This is a genomic window from Hyphomicrobium sp., assembly GCF_041674905.1.
Taxonomy (GTDB): Bacteria; Pseudomonadota; Alphaproteobacteria; order Rhizobiales; family Hyphomicrobiaceae; genus Hyphomicrobium_B.
Genome location: NZ_JBAYUV010000004.1, coordinates 88,596 through 105,969, shown reverse-complemented (window position 1 = coordinate 105,969; position 17,374 = coordinate 88,596). Strand labels below are relative to the sequence as shown.

Below are 17,374 nucleotides of genomic sequence, written 5' to 3'. Positions count from 1 at the left end.
TTGACCCGTTCACGGCGTTTACTGTAATAATTCAGAAAATCCTCTAGCAAACGCCGCGAAAAGGCCTACTTGCAGCGGGTGCGCGAGGACGAGCCAATGCTGAACGCGATGCCGAAAATTGAACTGATCGTCAACGGCCGTAAGTCGGAAACGCGAGCACAAACGCTGGCCGGGCTTTTGGATGAGCAGGAGCTCTCCGATGCCAGGGTCGCGACCGCGCTGAACGGTCATTTCGTGCCCGCGGCCAAGCGTGCTACGACAAACATCCAGGCTGGCGATAGCGTCGAGATCGTCTCCGCGCGCCAGGGCGGTTGAGTGAGCATTCCAAAATCAATGAACGTCCGGGATCAAAGTCTGCATAAAGAGCAAACGCTGTCGTTCTACGGCGTGACGGTGCCGTCGCGACTGCTGCTCGGCACGGCCGGTTATCCATCGCCTGCAATCCTCGCGGACGCCGCCAAAGCCTCCGCAGCGTCCGTCGTGACGGTTTCTCTCCGTCGTGAAGCGGCGGGAGGCAAGGTCGGTGAACGGTTTCTCGACATCGTCAAAAATCTGGGCGTTCGCGTGCTTCCCAACACCGCCGGATGCCGGACGGCGCGCGACGCGATCGCAACGGCCGAAATGGCGCGCGAGCTGTTCGGCACCGATTGGGTCAAGCTCGAAGTCATCGCCAACGACGACACCTTGCAGCCCGATGTGTTCGGACTTGTCGAAGCCGCGCGCATCCTCAATGCCAACGGCTTCAAGGTGTTTCCCTATACAACGGATGATCTTTCGGTGGCCGAGCGGCTGCAGCAGGCGGGCTGCGAGGTCATCATGCCGTGGGCGGCGCCGATCGGCAGTGGCCGGGGCCTTGCGAACGTCGCGGCGCTGAAAAGTCTGCGCGCCTATTTTCCGGATGCAAAGCTCGTGATCGACGCCGGTATCGGCGCACCCTCGCATGCGGCACACGCGATGGAGCTTGGCTATGATGCCGTGCTCCTCAACACCGCTGTCGCCAAAGCTGCCGATCCCGTCCGCATGGCAGAGGCCTTCGCCAAGGCAATCGAAGCCGGACGCACTGGCTACGAAGCAGGCTTGATGCCGCCGCGCGACATGGCCGTCCCATCGACGCCGGTCGCGGGCACGCCCTTTTTCGATATCGAATAGGCCGGATGTGATTCGCATGCCGGTGAAGCTCGCGCCCTTCTATCCCATCGTTCCGGATATCGGATGGCTGGAGCGCATCGTGCCGCTCGGCGTCAAGCTCGTGCAGCTTAGGATTAAGGATGCAACGCGCGCTGACATCGTCGTGCAGACGCGACGTGCACTCGACGTCACCCGCGCGCATGGCTGCCAGCTGATCCTGAACGACCACTGGGATGTGGCCATCGAAACCGGCGCGGATTTCATCCACCTCGGCCAGGACGACCTTCAGACCGCCGATCTCGCCGCGCTGAGGAAATCCGGTATCCGCTTCGGCGTCTCGACGCATGATGAAACTGAGCTTGCGACGGCTTTATCGGTAAACCCGGACTACATCGCGCTGGGACCGATCTATGAAACCAAATTGAAGGTCATGCCCTGGGCGCCGCAAGGCCTTGAACGCCTTAAGTTATGGCGCGGAAAGATCAGGACGCTTCCGCTGGTCGCCATCGGAGGGTTGACGCCTGAAAGAGCCGGCGGCGTCGCTGATGCCGGGGCCGACAGCTTGGCGGTGATTACCGATTTCGTAACCGCTGCAGATCCAAATGCCCGCATCGGGGAGTGGCTTGATTGGGCGGCTGGCAAACGGCTTTAACCAATCGGCTTGCAGAAGCCGATTTGACAGCGGCGCCGGTTCCGGTGGATTAATTCCCGGCTCAACTCTCCGATAACCGATGAAGGTGCCTCGCGCGCATGCCGTACAGGTTCAAAATCGACGAGCCGGTTGAGAAGGGTTTTCGGCGCATCGCGCGCGAGCAGCTCGATCTGGCCCTGCAGGAACTCGCCGCCCCGGACGTGCAACCCAAGGGCGTGCACGAAAGCCGGAAGGCGCTGAAGCGTCTGCGCGCGCTCGTTCGATTGGCGGCGTCCGCGCTCGGCACGGACAAGGCACGCAAGCGCGGAAAAGCCCTAAGCGAGATTGCGCAGCTGCTGGCTGGTCACCGCGATCAGGCGGTCATGCTTGAGACGCTGGGAAAGCTCAAGGGAGAGGCCGGTCCGGATGGAGCGGCAACGCTCGCGCCCTTAACCGCGCATTTCGTCAAGGCCTCAGCCGATGCCGAGCAACCGCTTGATCCGGGTTCTGCTGCGCAGGCCCGGCTGATGCTTCTGCAAGAAGCCAAGAAGTTTTCACGCGTACGAATTCACAAAAGAGGTTTCGACGCTCTCGAAGGCGGGCTTGAGAAAAGTTATCGCCACGCCCGCAAATCTTTGAAAATCGCCTACAGCGAGCCGGCGGACGAAACGTTCCACACGTTGCGCAAATCGGTGCAGTGGCATTGGCGGCAGATGAGCCTGCTCGCCCGCGCCTGGCCCGAGGAATTCGCGATCAGGGTGACGGATGCGCGGGAGCTGTCACAAAGTCTCGGAGACGATCACGATCTGGCGCTGCTGATTGCCGAGACCGCGAGGGCTGACGATATATCAGCTGAGCAGAAGGAAGATATCGTCGCCGTATGCCGTCGCAAGCAGCAGGCGCTGCGTCTCGCGGTAGAATTTCGTGCCAAGCGGCTTTTTGCCGAGACGCCGGACGCCTTCATCAAGCGCATGCGAGCCTACTGGAAGTTCGGGAGCGCGATGCGGCCACTGGAAATCGCGTATCGCACACATCCGGAAGAACCGCAGCCCCTGCACTTGGCGGCGTCCGACACTCCGAAAGCCCATAGCGAGGCCAAACCCGCGCTGGCCAAGCCCCGGCTTGCGGCGAAGGAGGAGACCCCATCGCCATCGCAACGGCGCGCTTGATCCGCTAGTCTGTGCTAACGATTTTACGGAACGGATTGCTGATGAACGAGGCGTCGAAGTCGATTGCACCTGCGGATACGGCCTCGGCCTTCCCGCCGGGTCATAAGAATGTTGCGCACGGACGCATCGGCGTCCTGTTGCTCAATCTCGGGACACCCGACGGCACTGGCTATTGGCCGATGCGCCGCTATCTCAAGGAATTCCTGTCGGACGAGCGGGTCATCGAAGAGCCGCGCTGGAAATGGTGGCCGATCCTCAATCTCGTTATCCTGACGGTCCGGCCCGGCCGCAAGGGCAAGGATTATGCGACGATCTGGAACACAGAGAAAAACGAAAGCCCGATCAAGACGATCAGCCGGAACCAAGCCGTAGAACTCGCTAAGCGTCTGCAAGACCACGACGGCGTCATCGTCGACTGGGCGATGCGCTACGCCAATCCGACGACCGAAAGCCGCATCCTGGCGCTAAAGGAACAAGGCTGCGATCGCATCCTGCTGTTTCCGCTTTATCCCCAATACGCCGCGCCGACGACCGCGACGGCCGCGGACCAAGCCTTTCGGGCTTTAATGAAAATGCGATGGCAGCCGGCGATCCGCCTGGCGCCCGCCTACTACGATGATCCCGCATATATCGACGCGTTGGCGCGTTCGATGCGGCAAAGCCTTGGCAAGCTCGACTTCGAGCCGGAGAAGATCATCGCGACGTTCCACGGAATGCCCGAGAAGTATTTCGCGGCGGGCGATCCCTATCACTGCCAATGCCAGAAGACGTCACGGCTTCTGCGCGAGACGCTCGGCATCGCTCCGGATCGTTGGTTGACGACATTTCAGTCTCGCTTCGGCAACGATCCGTGGTTGCAGCCTTATACGGATAAGACGGTCGAAGCCCTCGCTAAATCAGGAACGAAAAGGATCGCGCTCGTCGCGCCGGGATTTTCCGCTGATTGTCTCGAGACGTTGGAAGAACTCAACGGCGAGAACCGGCATTATTTCGAATCGAACGGCGGCGAGAAATTCGCCTACTTGCCCGCGCTCAACGACAGCTCCGAGGGCATCGACGTCATCGAGGCGGTCACGCGCCGCGAGTTGAAAGGCTGGATTTAAGAACCGAAGGCTGCGTCCCGAACGCTGCGTCCTCAAGCAACTCCGAGACGGAGCAGGTCGTGGATGTGCACGAGGCCAACGGGCTTCTGCTTCTCGACCACGAACAGCGCCGTAATCGACGACGCGTTGATGAGTTCGAGCGCCGCTGACACGAGCATCGTTGGCGAGATCGTTTTCGGCTTCGCCGTCATGATCTGATCGACGCTGGCCTTGAGCAGATCGGCGCCCATGTGACGGCGCAAGTCGCCGTCTGTGATGACCCCGATGAGACGACCGCGCTTTTCGAGGACTCCGACGCAGCCGAAGCTTTTTTCCGTCATCGCCACCAGCGCGTTGGCCATCGACTCGCCGCTCTTGATCAGCGGCAACCGTTCGCCTTTGTGCATGATATCGGAGACATACTTGAGATTGGCGCCGAGCGAACCTCCGGGATGGAAAATCTTGAAATCGTGAGCGGTGAACCCGCGGGATTCGAGCAGCGCGATCGCGAGACTATCGCCAAGGGCGAGCTGCATCGTCGTCGACGTCGTGGGTGCGAGCCCGTGCGGACAGGCTTCCTTCGCGCGCGGCAAAAGCAGCACGACGTCGGCCTGTTCGCCGAGCGCCGACTTCGCTTGCGAGGTAATCGCGATCAGCGGCACGGCGAAGCGGCGCGAATAGGTGATGATCGGCTTCAGTTCAACGGTTTCGCCCGACCATGACAACGCCAGGATCAGATCGGAGCGCGTGACCATCCCGAGGTCGCCATGCGAAGCTTCGCTCGGATGCACGAAAAACGCGGGCGTCCCGGTCGAGGCGAACGTGGCGGCGATTTTCTGCCCGACGTGGCCGCTTTTCCCGATGCCGGTGATGATGACCCGGCCCTTGACGGCCACGAGACGGCGCATCGCCTCATCGAACGGACCGGCCAGTTCGCCGTTCAGCTCACTTGCGAGCTGAACCAGTCCTTCCGATTCGAGATTGAGCGTTCTGACCGCCGAGGCGACGCTGGCTTTGACGCCTGACTTTGCGCTCGAAGCGCTTGCTTTCGCTGCGCCGCGGAACGGGACGACTTTGGCCATTGTTGAGACGTGTCCTTCCCCGTTTGAGGCGAGTCTTTGAGAGAGCCCGCAAGATCTGAGTTTAGCTTAGCAATTCCACGAGCTTGCCGCCACGTCGTAGCCGACGCTTACCCCCGACTTTAAAGGCACATTAACCAACGGTTTCTACGGTGACTGCGTTCAATTGTTTGCGTTCACGTGATTCTCTCATGGGGACGCTCGCAAATGAGCGACCGGCATCATGCCTGGTTTAAGTGGAGCTTGGTCGCTGCGGTACTGATTTCGGTGCCTGCAGTAGCGCGATTCGCGCATGCTCGAGGCACGAGCCAGCAAAGCGTCTCCAGCATCGAAGACACCGGCGCTGCCGGCACATCTGAACCTGGATTGGATGATACCGACACCCAGGGCCTCGATGAAAGCAACCCAAATCCCGCCGCAGCCTCGCCCGATGCCGACGATAATCCGGCGCCGGAAGACGCAACCGACCCGGCAGACCCGAATTCGTCCGCTGATCAAAACGATAACGATGAGAGCGCACCGCCTGCCGTCGCGCGTGATCCGGGCGAGGTCAATGTAGGCGACCTCGCCAGCGGCGAACCACTGACGCCGCCGCAAGGCGTCGACGTCTCTCCTGCAAGCGCTCGCGATACAGCCGAAATTGAGCTTGCCGATCAGCGCGCGGCACGCCGGGATCCGCTGCTCTATCAAATCGAGGATTTGAATCCGATTACCGACAACCGGACGACGGCACGCCTGTTTCGCCAGGAGCCCTACGATCCGGTCGGCATAAAAATTGGCAGCTTCGTTCTCTTCCCGGAACTGGACCTCGGAACGTCCTACTATTCCAATGTCTTTCACGCACCGTCCGCGAAGTCGGACGTTGCCTTCGACGTCGTGCCGTCCGCGCGGCTCGTTTCGAACTGGTCGCGTCACGCACTGGAATTCAGCGCCACGGGCATCCTGAGCTTCTATAACGACTACGCGACGGAAGACGATCGCGATTATCAACTGGAAGCGCGCGGCCGGCTGGACATCACGAGCCGCGCCAACATCCAGGCGCTGATCTCGCGTCAACAGTCTTTCGAGGATCGTTCCGCGCTCGATGCGAGTTCGGCCGGCACGCGCGCCAAAATCATCGAAGATCAAGCCGTGGCGGCTTACAATCAAAAATTCAATCGCCTGTCGCTGCAATTTCGCGGCAGCATCAGCGATTACAGCTACGGTTCGACCGAAGATGCGGGCACGGTCACGAACAACAAGGATCGCGACTACACGCAATACGAAGAAGCCGCGCGCGCGACGTGGGAACTGAAGCCCCAGCTCTCGCCGTTTTTCGAGGTCGCCGTCAACCATCGCGACTATTCGGAAGCCGCGCAGTCGGACGGCATCAATCGCACGTCGAATGGTGAGCGCTATCGCTTCGGCATCTCATTCGGAAACGACGGCGACATCGTGCGCGGCGAAATCAGCCTCGGCTACGGCGTCCAGACACCGAGCGACCGGCGACTGCATCCCGTCGACGGCCTGATCATCGACGCCAACGCCACCTGGCGCGTGACGCCGCTGACGTCGATCCTGTTCAACGCCATGTCTGACGTGTCGGAAACGACGACGGCGGACGTCGGCGGCGCTTTCTACAGATCCGCTAGCATCGGTATCCGCCACGAGCTGAGACGTTATCTCGTCGTCTCGGCGGCCTTCAATTATTCGAACCAGGATTCGCAGGACGGCGTCATCAGCGACAACGAGTTCCGCGAAATCCTGGGCATCGAATACTTCGCCGACCGCAACACCGTGCTTTACGGTCGATATGAGCATGTCAATTTCGACGGCATCGGCATTCCGAACGACTACGTCGGCGACGAAATCCACGTCGGAGTGAGGCTCCGCCGCTGACGCATGGCTTTCCAATTCCTTCTCCTCGGGGAAAAGGTGGCCGGAGGCCGGATAAGGGGCCGTCCCTACGCTTTGTCGCCGAGCAACCGCTGAATTTCGCGCTTGAAGTCGCCCGCAAGCTCATCGCGTTCCAGCGCCAGAGCCACGTTCGCTGTCAGGAACCCGAGCTTCGAGCCGCAGTCGTAAATCGTGCCGTCGAAACGCACGGCATGGAACGGCTGCTTGCCGTCCTGCATCAGCCGGATCATCGAATCCGTGAGTTGGATTTCGCCGCCCGCGCCGCGTTCCTGCTTTTCGAGCAGCGAAAAAATCTCCGGCTGTAGAATGTAGCGCCCCGTGATGTGCAGATTGGACGGTGCCGTTCCGGGCTTCGGCTTCTCGACCATTCCGGTGATTTCGGAAACCCCGGCCTTCGCGTCCTTCACGCCGACGATGCCGTATTGATGCGTCTGGTCGTCCGGCACCGGCGCAACGGCAATGAGATTGCCGCCATTCTTACTGTAAGCGGCGATCATCTCCGCGAGACATGCTGTTCGGCCGTGGTGAATCATATCCGGAAGCAGCAGCGCGAACGGCTCGTCGCCGACAATCTCGCGCGCGCACCAGACGGCGTGGCCGAGCCCCAAAGGCGCCTGCTGACGCGTGAAGCTCGTCTGACCCGCGGCGGGAAGATCGCGCGCCAGCGCTTCGAGTTCCTTGGTCTTGTTCCGCGACGCCAGCGTCGCCTCAAGCTCGAACTGGCTGTCGAAATGATCTTCGATCACGCCCTTGTTGCGCCCGGTGACGAAAATGAAATGCTCGATCCCGGCGGCGCGCGCTTCGTCCACGACGTGCTGCAGCACCGGCCGGTCGACGACCGTCAGCATCTCTTTCGGGACGGCCTTGGTTGCGGGAAGAAAGCGCGTCCCCAGCCCGGCGACTGGAAATACGGCTTTACGGATAGGCCTGATCGCGGCGTTCATGTCTTGCTCCGGAAATGGAACCTGCTGGCGAGAGCGGTCTGAGAAGGGATCAAACCTGCCGGCTGCCGTAAACGCACAGGCGTGCGTAAAACGCGGCGGCGGCGACTGTTAGCGCCAATTTGCCGCCACGGGTAGACTGCTCCTGCTGGCGCGAACAATATGTCTATAAAACTCGAGACGCGGCGCTCGCCTCGGCGAGACATCGGCAATTGAAAATCTCCCCTGGCCCCTAAGGCCGCAAAAATGCCCTGAAATCCGAGCATCCGGGACACGATTGCAACGCGCCCCGATCAGGGAGAATAACGGCGAGATGCGGCTGAACATGATGATTCAAGGTTTCGCCGCAGCGCTTGCCCTTGGCCTCGCGTCGATCGTTGTCAGTACGGCAGTCAACGCGCGCCCGGCCACGGATTTCAAGACGTTCGTCGAAAGCGTTTGGCCGGACGCGAAGGCCGCCGGTGTCAGCCGCAAGACCTTCGACGCGGCTTTTGCCGGCGTCGAGCCCGACTACTCCATTCCCGACCTCGATCTGCCCGACCGCCCCAAGATCGACAACAGCGGCCAGGCTGAGTTCACGAAAACCGCCGCCGATTATCTGTCGGCGCCGTATCTCGAAAAGCTCGGAGGTCAGGGCCGCGCATTTTTGAAGGATCACGAGACGGCGCTGAAGCGCATTGAGGCGCTGACCGGCGTCGACCGTTTCACATTGGTCGCGATCTGGGGACGCGAGACCGCCTACGGATCGTATCATCCGCCGAAGGATGCGATCCGCATGCTCGCGACGCTCGCCTACACCGGCAAGCGCAAGGAGAAATTTCGCGACGAGCTGATCGCGGCGCTGAAGATGCTTCAGATGGGCGTCCCGCGTTCGGACATGCGATCGTCCTGGGCCGGCGCCGTCGGACTGACCCAGGCGATGCCGACCGAGTATCTGCAATTCGCCATCGACGGCGATGGCGACGGCAAGATCGACATCTGGCGCTCGGTGGCCGACGCGCTCGCCTTCACCGCCAAGCAGCTCGAAGGCAAGGGCTGGGTGCGTGGCGCGCGCTGGGGATATGAGGTCATCGCGCCGGATCACGCCGATTGCTCGCTCGAAGGTCCGCCCGACGCGCGTCCGATCGCCGACTGGGTGCGGATGGGTTTCAAGCGCGCCGGCGGCAAACCGTTTTCGCGCGACGAACTTCAGCAGGACGCCTATTTGATGATGCCGGGCGGCGCTTACGGCCCGGCGTTCCTGGCGGGGCAGAATTTCCGCGTCATCCGGCTCTACAACACATCCGACCTCTACGCGCTGTTCGTTGGCAACCTTTCGGACCGGATTCGCGGCGGCGGCAACTTCGTGACACCGTGGAAAAATTTCGCGCAGCCGCGAACCACGACCGTCCACAATCTGCAGGTCCAGCTTCAGAAACTCGGCTACCCGATGGACAAGATCGACGGCAAGATCGGCTCGAATACGCGCAAGCAGATCGGGCTCTATCAGAAGGCCGCGCGCATCAAAATCGACTGCTGGCCGTCGGATTCGGTGCTGGCCTCCGCCAATGCGCAGGCAAATCGCTGAGCCCTGCGCGTCCAGGCGTTGGAGTGCGGCCGCCGACGCGCTATGGTCCGGCAGGAATCGCGGGGTCTGAAATCGCGTTTCGGAAAGGCGAAGGCACGAACACGAATGGCTGAGGCTTGGCAGAAACTCCGGCGTTCGTTCGCGGCGATTGCGACCCTGATCGCACTCGTGATCGCACTCGGCGCGGCCGTTCCCGTCCCGGCAAACGCCGTGGATATGGAGCAAGGCACAACCTTTCTGACGCCCTTCCCCGACAACGATATCTATCAGGTGACCGTTTTCGGAGATGGCTTTGCGGAAGGCCTGCTCGCCGGCCTCGTGCAGGCGTTCGGCTCCGATGTCCGCCTTAATGTTCAGCGCCAGATCACGCCGATCGCCAATATCTCGACTTGGGATTTCGAAGGCAAGACGGCCGCGCTGGAACAGAAGATCACCGAGCAGCCGCTCAATATCGCCGTCGTGATGACGGGCGAGGACGACCGCAACCCGTTCCGCAATCCCGACAGCAAGCGCATTCAAGTCGGCAGCGATGCCTGGATCACCGAATACACGCGACGCATCGACAGGCTGATGCGCGCCTTCAAACGCAAGAATACCAGCGTCTATTGGGTGGGCTTGCCGAACTTCGCGCGTGGCGACGCCAGCGAGCTGGCGCAGCGCATGAACGACGTCATTCGCGAGCGCGCTTATCTCAACGGCTATAAGTACATCGACGTTTATCAGGGGTTTGCCGACGAAAACGGCGCATACTCCGCTTACGGGCCTGATCTCGAAGGTGCGATCCGTCTGCTGCGTGGGCGCGATGGGGTGAATTTCACGGCGGCGGGCAATCGCAGGCTGGCGCACTTCGTCGAAAAGGAACTGCGATCCGATCTGACGCAGGCCAAGAGCAATCGCAATCTCCCGCTGCTCGGCGCTGAAGCCGAACAGGAAAAGATCAATCCCGGAAACGCAGTCAAAACGCCCGCGCCGTCGTCGCCCGTTGCCGATGCAGCGTCGGCGAATGCGAAAGTCCCTGTGGTTCGCAATACCGCGACCGATGGCACGCCGCCGTCGTCGACGAGCGCCGCCTCCGGCGATCAGAAGGCCGACAATGGAAAAATCACGCTGAGGCTCATCGGCAGCAACGGCCGCGAGGAAACGCAAACGATCGAGGTTCTCCGCCCGGCGATCCCGGCGTCCGTCGTCGCGTTGATGGCGCGGCGCGAGGGTTCGGTGTCTCGCGGCGATCTCGTCGTCGATCAGATCGGCGGCGGCCTGACGTTGATGAGTTCGATCACGCCGCCCGGAAATCGGGATCGCGGGCGTTTGTCGCCGACGCAGGCGCCTTACTTCCGCTTGCTCGTCAAGGGTGAGCGCCTGCAGCCGAAGCCTGGCCGCGCCGATGATGTCTCCTGGCCGCCGAAAAACGACTCGACCACGGACGCAAAACCGGCGGACCCGCTGCCGCGCGGCTGAGGCGCGAAAACGCGATCCTCTCTAATAGAGAAGCGTTGACGTAGCTCGAAGCGTCCGCGCTCTTCTTCGACCTTTGCCGCCTTCAGCGCGGAAGCTCCGTCGTTCCCATCAAGAACTTGTCGATCGCGTGCGCGGCTTGGCGACCTTCGCGGATCGCCCACACGACGAGCGATTGGCCCCGGCGAACGTCGCCGGCGCAGAACAGCTTCGGTGAATTCCCGAGCTTATAGTCGCGATCCGTCGCATCGAGACCCTTGAAGCGTCCGCGCGCAACGACCGGAAGCTGCAACTCCTTGACGACGTCGCCCTCGGCCGGGCCGGAAAAGCCCATCGCGAACAGGACGAGATCGGCATCGAGCGCGCCTTCCGTACCCTTGATCGGCTGCAGGTTCGCGTTGACGCGCGTGTAGTTCAGCTTTTTCACCTTGCCGCCTTCGCCGCCGAATCCCGTCGTCGAAATCGAGTACTCGGTCTTCGCGCCCTCGGCCTGAGACGTCGAGATGCGCAGCTTCAGCGGCCAGTGCGGCCAGGACAGAGCTTTGTTCTCCTTCGTCGGTGGCACCGGCATGATTTCGAGCTGCGTGACGCTCTTTGCACCCTGCCGGAACGATGTGCCGATGCAGTCCGAGCCCGTGTCGCCGCCGCCGATGACGATCACATGCTTGCCCTTCGCCGAAATCTCGTCGGTCTTCGGCTTCTGCGGTTCGCCAGCGTTACGCCGGTTCTGCTGCGGCAGGAAATCCATCGCATAGTGCAGGCCTTCGAGATCGCGGCCGGACGACTGGGCGAAAAAGTCGAACGGCGTCTCCGAACCCAACGCGAGCAGCACCGCGTCGTGCTTGCCTTCGAGATACTTCGCCGAAAGATCCTGTCCGACATGAATGCCGCAATGGAATGTCACGCCCTCGGCTTCCATCTGCTTCACGCGCCGCGCGATGACGATCTTTTCCATCTTGAAGTCCGGAATGCCGTAAACGAGCAGACCGCCGGGGCGCGCATTCTTTTCGTAGACGTGAACGTCGTGACCGGCTCGCGCCAGCTGTTGCGCCGCCGCGAGCCCCGCCGGACCCGATCCGATGATCGCAACCTTCTTGCCGGTCTTTCTGTGCGGCGGCTGCGGTTGCAGCCATCCTTCCTCGATCGCGCGGTCGGCGATCGCGCACTCGATGGTCTTGATCGTCACCGGCTTGTCGTCGATATTGAGCGTGCAGGACGCTTCGCAAGGCGCCGGGCAGATGCGCCCCGTAACTTCCGGAAAGTTATTCGTCGAATAGAGGTTCTGCGCCGCCTTCTTCCAGTCGCCGTGAAAGACGAGGTCGTTCCAGTCGGGGATCTGGTTGTTGACCGGGCAGCCGTTGTGACAATACGGAATCCCGCAGTCCATGCAGCGCGCGGCCTGGCCTTTGACGCTCGCTTCCGCCAGCGGCTCGATGAACTCCTTCCAGTGCTTCAGTCGCTCCTCGACCGGCCGGTAAGTGCGCTCGGCGCGATCGATCTCGAGAAAACCCGTCGGCTTGCCCATTGTATTTCGACTTCCTGTTCGTTCCGTTGTCCGGTCGCGATTTCAATTAGACTTTCGCCGAAGTTTCAGCTTCGCGGTTCGTCTCGCGAGACTTCGCTAGCTCGGTCAACGCGCGGCGATATTCGACCGGCATGACTTTCTTGAACTTCGGCAGGTAGGCGCCGAAGTCCTTGAGAATGGTCTGCGCCCGTTTCGAGTTGGTGTAATGCGCATGACGCGCGATCAGCGTGTGCAGGCGCTCAGCATCCTGCTCGCGCATGTCGACCATCACGTTACGCACCGCAATCGCGACGTCTCCGCCCTGCTGCGCCAGCTTCTGCAGAGAGCCGGGATCGGCCGTCAGCGCCTCGAGCTGCACCATGTCCTTGTTGAGATGGTTTTCGAACTCGCCTTTTTCGTCGAGCACGTAGGCAATGCCGCCCGACATCCCGGCCGCGAAATTGCGCCCCGTCGCGCCGAGCACGACGACGACGCCGCCGGTCATGTATTCGCAGCCGTGGTCGCCTGTGCCCTCGACGACCGCATAGGCGCCCGAGTTGCGAACGGCGAACCGCTCACCGGCAACGCCATGGAAATAGCATTCGCCCGCGATGGCGCCGTACAGCACCGTATTGCCGACGATGATCGAATCTTCCGGCGTGATACTGGATTTCGGATTGGGCCGCACAATCAGTTTGCCGCCGGAAAGACCCTTGCCGACATAGTCGTTGCCTTCGCCGATCAGATCCAGCGTTACGCCGTGCGCCGCCCACGCGCCGAAGGCCTGCCCCGCCGTGCCCTTGAGCGACAGCCAGATCGTGTCCTCGGGAAGCCCCGCATGGCCGTAGCGCCGCGCGACCTCGCCCGACAGCATGGCGCCGGTCGAACGGTTGACGTTCTTGATCGCGAATTCGGCTTTGACCGCCTTCCTCGCCTCGAGCGCCGGCCTCGCAGTTTCGATCAGCTTGACGTCGAGAACCTTTTCGAGGCCGTGGTTCTGGCGCTCGCTATTGTAGATCGCCACACCCTTCGGCGCGTTCGGCTTGTGGAATAGCTTCGTGAAATCGAGGCCGCGCGCCTTCCAGTGTTCGATAGCGCGATCCTTGTCGAGCTGGTCGGTCTGCCCGATCATCTCGCTGAACGTGTGGAAGCCGAGCTGCGCCATGATCTCGCGCACCTCTTCCGCAATGAAGAAGAAGAAGTTGATGACGTGCTCGGGCTTGCCGGTGAACCGGGCGCGCAGAACCGGGTCCTGCGTCGCGACGCCGACCGGGCAGGTATTGAGATGGCACTTGCGCATCATGATGCAGCCCGCCGCGATTAACGGCGCGGTCGCAAAGCCGAACTCGTCTGCGCCGAGCAACGCTCCGATCACGACGTCGCGCCCGGTGCGGACGCCACCGTCGACCTGGACCGCGATGCGCCCTCTGAGGCGATTGCCGACCAGCGTCTGATGCGTTTCGGCAAGGCCGATTTCCCACGGGCTGCCTGCATGCTTGATCGACGTCAGCGGCGACGCGCCTGTGCCGCCCTCGAAGCCTGAGATCGTCACATGGTCCGCGCGCGCCTTCGCGACGCCGGCGGCAACGGTGCCGACGCCGACCTCCGACACGAGCTTGACGGAAACGTCAGCCTGCGGATTGACGTTTTTCAGATCGTAGATGAGCTGCGCCAAGTCTTCGATCGAATAGATGTCGTGATGCGGCGGCGGCGAGATCAGGCCGACGCCCGGCGTCGCGTGACGCACCTTCGCGATCGTCGCGTCGACCTTGTGTCCCGGAAGCTGCCCGCCCTCGCCGGGCTTCGCGCCCTGCGCCATCTTGATCTGCATCATGTCGGAATTGACGAGGTATTCCGTCGTCACGCCGAAGCGGCCGGACGCAATTTGCTTGATCGCCGAGCGCATCGAGTCGCCGTTCTGCAGCGGCTTGAAGCGATCGGATTCTTCGCCGCCTTCGCCGGTGTTGGAGCGGCCGCCGATACGGTTCATTGCGATCGCGAGCGTTGTGTGCGCTTCGCGGCTGATGGAGCCGAAGCTCATCGCGCCGGTCGAAAAGCGCTTCACGAGACTGGCCGCCGATTCGACCTCGTCGAGCGGAATCGGCTTGCGGCCCATGCTTTCCGCCGAGCGGATGCGGAACATGCCGCGCAGCGTCATCAGCTGTTCGGATTGATCGTTGATCGACTTCGAATAGTCGCGGAACTTTTGCGGGACGCGACCGCTCATCGCGGCGGCGTTATCGGTGCCGCGTACAGCATGCTGCAGGTCGGCAACCGTTGCCGGCCGCCACATGTGCGCTTCGCCGCGCACGCGGTAGGCGTAATCTCCGCCGACGTCGAGCGCGTTTTCCAGTACCGGAGAATCGCCGAACGCCGCCTTGTGGCGCTCGACCGTCTCGCGCGCGATCTCACGCAGGCCGACGCCTTCGACCTGAGTGTGCGTGCCGGTAAAGTAGCGATCGACGAAGCTCGACCTGAGGCCGACAGCATCGAAAATCTGCGCGCCGCAATAGGATTGATAGGTCGAGATGCCCATCTTCGCCATCACCTTCATGATGGCCTTGCCAATCGCCTTGATGAACCGCTTCTTGGCCAGATCCGGCGTCGTGCCCTCGGGCAGATCCGGGATCATCGAATACAGCGTCTCGAATGCGAGATAGGGATTGATCGCTTCCGCGCCATATCCGGCGAGCGTGCAGAATTGATGGATCTCGTGCGCTTCACCCGTCTCGATGACGAGACCGACCGACGTTCTGAGACCTTGCTTGATGAGGTGATGATGCACCGCCGACGTCGCGAGCAGCGACGGAATGGCAATGCGATCCGGGCCTGCGCGACGGTCCGACAGAATGATGATGTTGTATTCTTTCGCGCGCACGAATTCTTCCGCTTCCGCGCAGACGCCGTCGAGCGCCGAGCCCATGCCCAGCTCGCCCTTTTCGGCCGGGTAGGTGATATCGATCGTGATCGACGCGAAATCGTTGTCCTTGACCGCGCCGATGCCGCGAATGCGTTCAAGGTCTTCGTTCGTCAGGATCGGCTGGTCGACCTCGAGGCGCTTCTGCTTCGACGTGCCTTCGAGTTCGAGGATGTTCGGACGCGGCCCGATGAACGAGACGAGACTCATCACCAGCTCTTCGCGGATCGAGTCGATCGGCGGATTGGTGACCTGCGCGAAGTTCTGCTTGAAGTAGGTGTGTAAGAGCTTCGACTTCGACGACAGCGCCGAAATCGGCGTGTCGGTACCCATCGAGCCGATCGCTTCCTCGCCGCGTTCGGCCATGGGCGCGAGGAGAAACTTGATGCTTTCCTGCGTGTAGCCGAAGCATTGCTGCAGGTCGAGAAGCGCGATGTTCGACTTCGCCGAAGCAGCGGACTTGGCCGGCAGCGGCAGCTCCGACGCTTTGATCTGCGTGCGCTTCAGCCAAGTTTCGTAAGGATGGCTCGCCGCGATCTCGGCCTTTAATTCTTCGTCCGAAATGATGCGACCCTTTTCGAGGTCGATCAGCAGCATCTTGCCGGGCTGCAGCCGCCACTTCTTGATGATCCGGTCTTCCTCGACCGGCAGCACGCCGGACTCCGACGACATGATGACGGTGTCGTCCTTGGTCACGAGATAGCGCGCGGGCCGGAGCCCGTTCCGGTCGAGCGTCGCGCCGATCTGACGGCCGTCGGTGAAGGCCATCGCCGCCGGGCCATCCCACGGTTCCATCAGGCAGGCGTGATATTCGTAGAACGCGCGCCGCTTCGTATCCATCGTCGGATTGCCGGCCCACGCTTCCGGAATCAGCATCATCGCCGCGTGCGCGAGGCTGTAGCCGCCCATCGTCAGGAATTCGAGCGCGTTGTCGAAGCATGCTGTATCGGACTGACCTTCGTAGGAGATCGGCCAGAGCTTCGAAATGTCGGACCCGAACAACGGCGACGAGACCGAGGCTTGCCGCGCCGCCATCCAGTTGACGTTGCCGCGCAGCGTGTTGATCTCGCCATTGTGAGCGACCATCCGGTAGGGATGCGCGAGCTTCCACGACGGAAACGTGTTGGTCGAAAAGCGCTGATGCACGAGCGCCAGCGCCGATGTCAGGCGTGTATCCGACAGGTCCTTGAAGTAGGCCTTCACCTGGTACGACAGGAACATGCCCTTGTAGACGACCGTCCGCGTCGACAGCGACACGGTATAGTGGCCAATGTCACGGCCCTTGTAGGCGTCGTGGATCGCATTGGAGACGACCTTGCGAACGATATAAAGACGCCGTTCGAACTCATCCTGGTCCGCGATCGAACTCGGACGCTCGATGAAAGCCTGACGGTGCACCGGCTCGCTGGTGCGCACCGCCGGCGAAAGACAGCCGTTGTCGACCGGAACCGAGCGCCAGCCGAGGAACTTCAAGCCTTCTTCCTTGACGCATCTGGCCCAGACCCGTTCGCAATGCGCTCGCAGCCGCTCGTCTTGCGGCATGAACACATGACCGATTGCATAATCGCCGAACTTCGGCAGATCGAAGCCGAGCGCCTTCGTTTCTGCCTGCAGAAAATCGTGCGGGATTTGAATGAGGATGCCGGCACCGTCGCCCGACAGCGGATCGGCTCCGACCGCGCCGCGGTGTTCGAGGTTTTCCAGAATCTTGAGCGCGCTCTCGACGATCGAGTGCGATTTCTTACCCTTCAGATTGGCGATAAAGCCGACGCCGCACGCATCCCGCTCGAGCGCCGGATCAAAAAGTCCCTCAGGCGCCGGGCGGCCGTCCGGTCCGGTCTCATCTTCCAGCGGGGGTAGGTAACCTTCGCTCATCTCTGCCTCGTCAGGCCTCGTTGGGCCTCTCTGCGAATGTCTGTCGGGGTCGGGTCGCGCGGCTCGCTCGTGAGAGATGGCCGCGATTTGCATTTCTATATGAGTGGCGGCGGTGCCCCCGAACTGCGCG

Annotated in this window: 12 protein-coding genes; 8 read left to right on the top strand and 4 right to left on the bottom strand. The window is 61.8% G+C overall.

Going from position 1 to position 17,374, the window contains the following annotated elements:
- Window positions 1–96 precede the first annotated feature (96 nt).
- From thiS to hemH, 5 genes are all read left to right on the top strand, one after another.
- Window positions 97–315, top strand: a complete 219-nt coding sequence (thiS, locus tag WC026_RS02930; protein WP_372709304.1) for a sulfur carrier protein ThiS — start codon at window positions 97–99, stop codon at window positions 313–315.
- 18 nt (window positions 316–333) lie between these two features.
- Entirely contained in the window at window positions 334–1,149 is an 816-nt protein-coding gene (locus WC026_RS02925) for a thiazole synthase (protein ID WP_372709346.1), read from the top strand.
- 16 nt (window positions 1,150–1,165) lie between these two features.
- Window positions 1,166–1,780: a thiamine phosphate synthase gene (locus WC026_RS02920; RefSeq protein ID WP_372709303.1), complete on the top strand. Its 615-nt coding sequence runs from the start codon at window positions 1,166–1,168 to the stop codon at window positions 1,778–1,780.
- 98 nt (window positions 1,781–1,878) lie between these two features.
- Window positions 1,879–2,928, top strand: coding sequence for a CHAD domain-containing protein (locus tag WC026_RS02915; protein WP_372709302.1), 1,050 nt, complete (start codon window positions 1,879–1,881; stop codon window positions 2,926–2,928).
- Between the two features lie 41 nt (window positions 2,929–2,969).
- A complete protein-coding gene (gene hemH, locus WC026_RS02910; protein WP_372709301.1) occupies window positions 2,970–4,031 on the top strand; it encodes a ferrochelatase in 1,062 nt (353 codons plus the stop codon).
- A gap of 32 nt (window positions 4,032–4,063) precedes the next feature.
- Here hemH and WC026_RS02905 read toward each other — a convergent pair whose 3' ends face one another.
- A complete protein-coding gene (locus tag WC026_RS02905; protein ID WP_372709300.1) occupies window positions 4,064–5,092 on the bottom strand; it encodes an SIS domain-containing protein in 1,029 nt (342 codons plus the stop codon).
- A gap of 204 nt (window positions 5,093–5,296) precedes the next feature.
- Here WC026_RS02905 and WC026_RS02900 point away from each other — a divergent pair, with 204 nt between their 5' ends.
- Window positions 5,297–6,967, top strand: coding sequence for an outer membrane beta-barrel protein (locus WC026_RS02900; protein ID WP_372709299.1), 1,671 nt, complete (start codon window positions 5,297–5,299; stop codon window positions 6,965–6,967).
- Window positions 6,968–7,032: 65 nt separating this feature from the next.
- On the opposite strand, the gene galU is transcribed toward WC026_RS02900, so the two are convergent.
- Entirely contained in the window at window positions 7,033–7,929 is an 897-nt protein-coding gene (gene galU, locus WC026_RS02895) for a UTP--glucose-1-phosphate uridylyltransferase GalU (RefSeq protein WP_372709298.1), read from the bottom strand.
- A 310-nt stretch (window positions 7,930–8,239) separates the two neighbouring features.
- Between galU and WC026_RS02890 the strand changes: the two genes are divergently transcribed.
- Window positions 8,240–9,493: a lytic murein transglycosylase gene (locus WC026_RS02890; RefSeq protein ID WP_372709297.1), complete on the top strand. Its 1,254-nt coding sequence runs from the start codon at window positions 8,240–8,242 to the stop codon at window positions 9,491–9,493.
- Window positions 9,494–9,598: 105 nt separating this feature from the next.
- Entirely contained in the window at window positions 9,599–10,951 is a 1,353-nt protein-coding gene (locus tag WC026_RS02885; RefSeq protein ID WP_372709296.1) for a DUF459 domain-containing protein, read from the top strand.
- An 82-nt stretch (window positions 10,952–11,033) separates the two neighbouring features.
- Here the strand turns inward: WC026_RS02885 and WC026_RS02880 are convergent, their stop codons facing one another.
- Together WC026_RS02880 and gltB are read right to left on the bottom strand one after the other, a co-directional pair.
- A complete protein-coding gene (locus WC026_RS02880) occupies window positions 11,034–12,473 on the bottom strand; it encodes a glutamate synthase subunit beta (protein ID WP_372709295.1) in 1,440 nt (479 codons plus the stop codon).
- A gap of 46 nt (window positions 12,474–12,519) precedes the next feature.
- Window positions 12,520–17,244, bottom strand: coding sequence for a glutamate synthase large subunit (gltB, locus tag WC026_RS02875; RefSeq protein ID WP_372709294.1), 4,725 nt, complete (start codon window positions 17,242–17,244; stop codon window positions 12,520–12,522).
- Window positions 17,245–17,374: the final 130 nt, after the last annotated feature.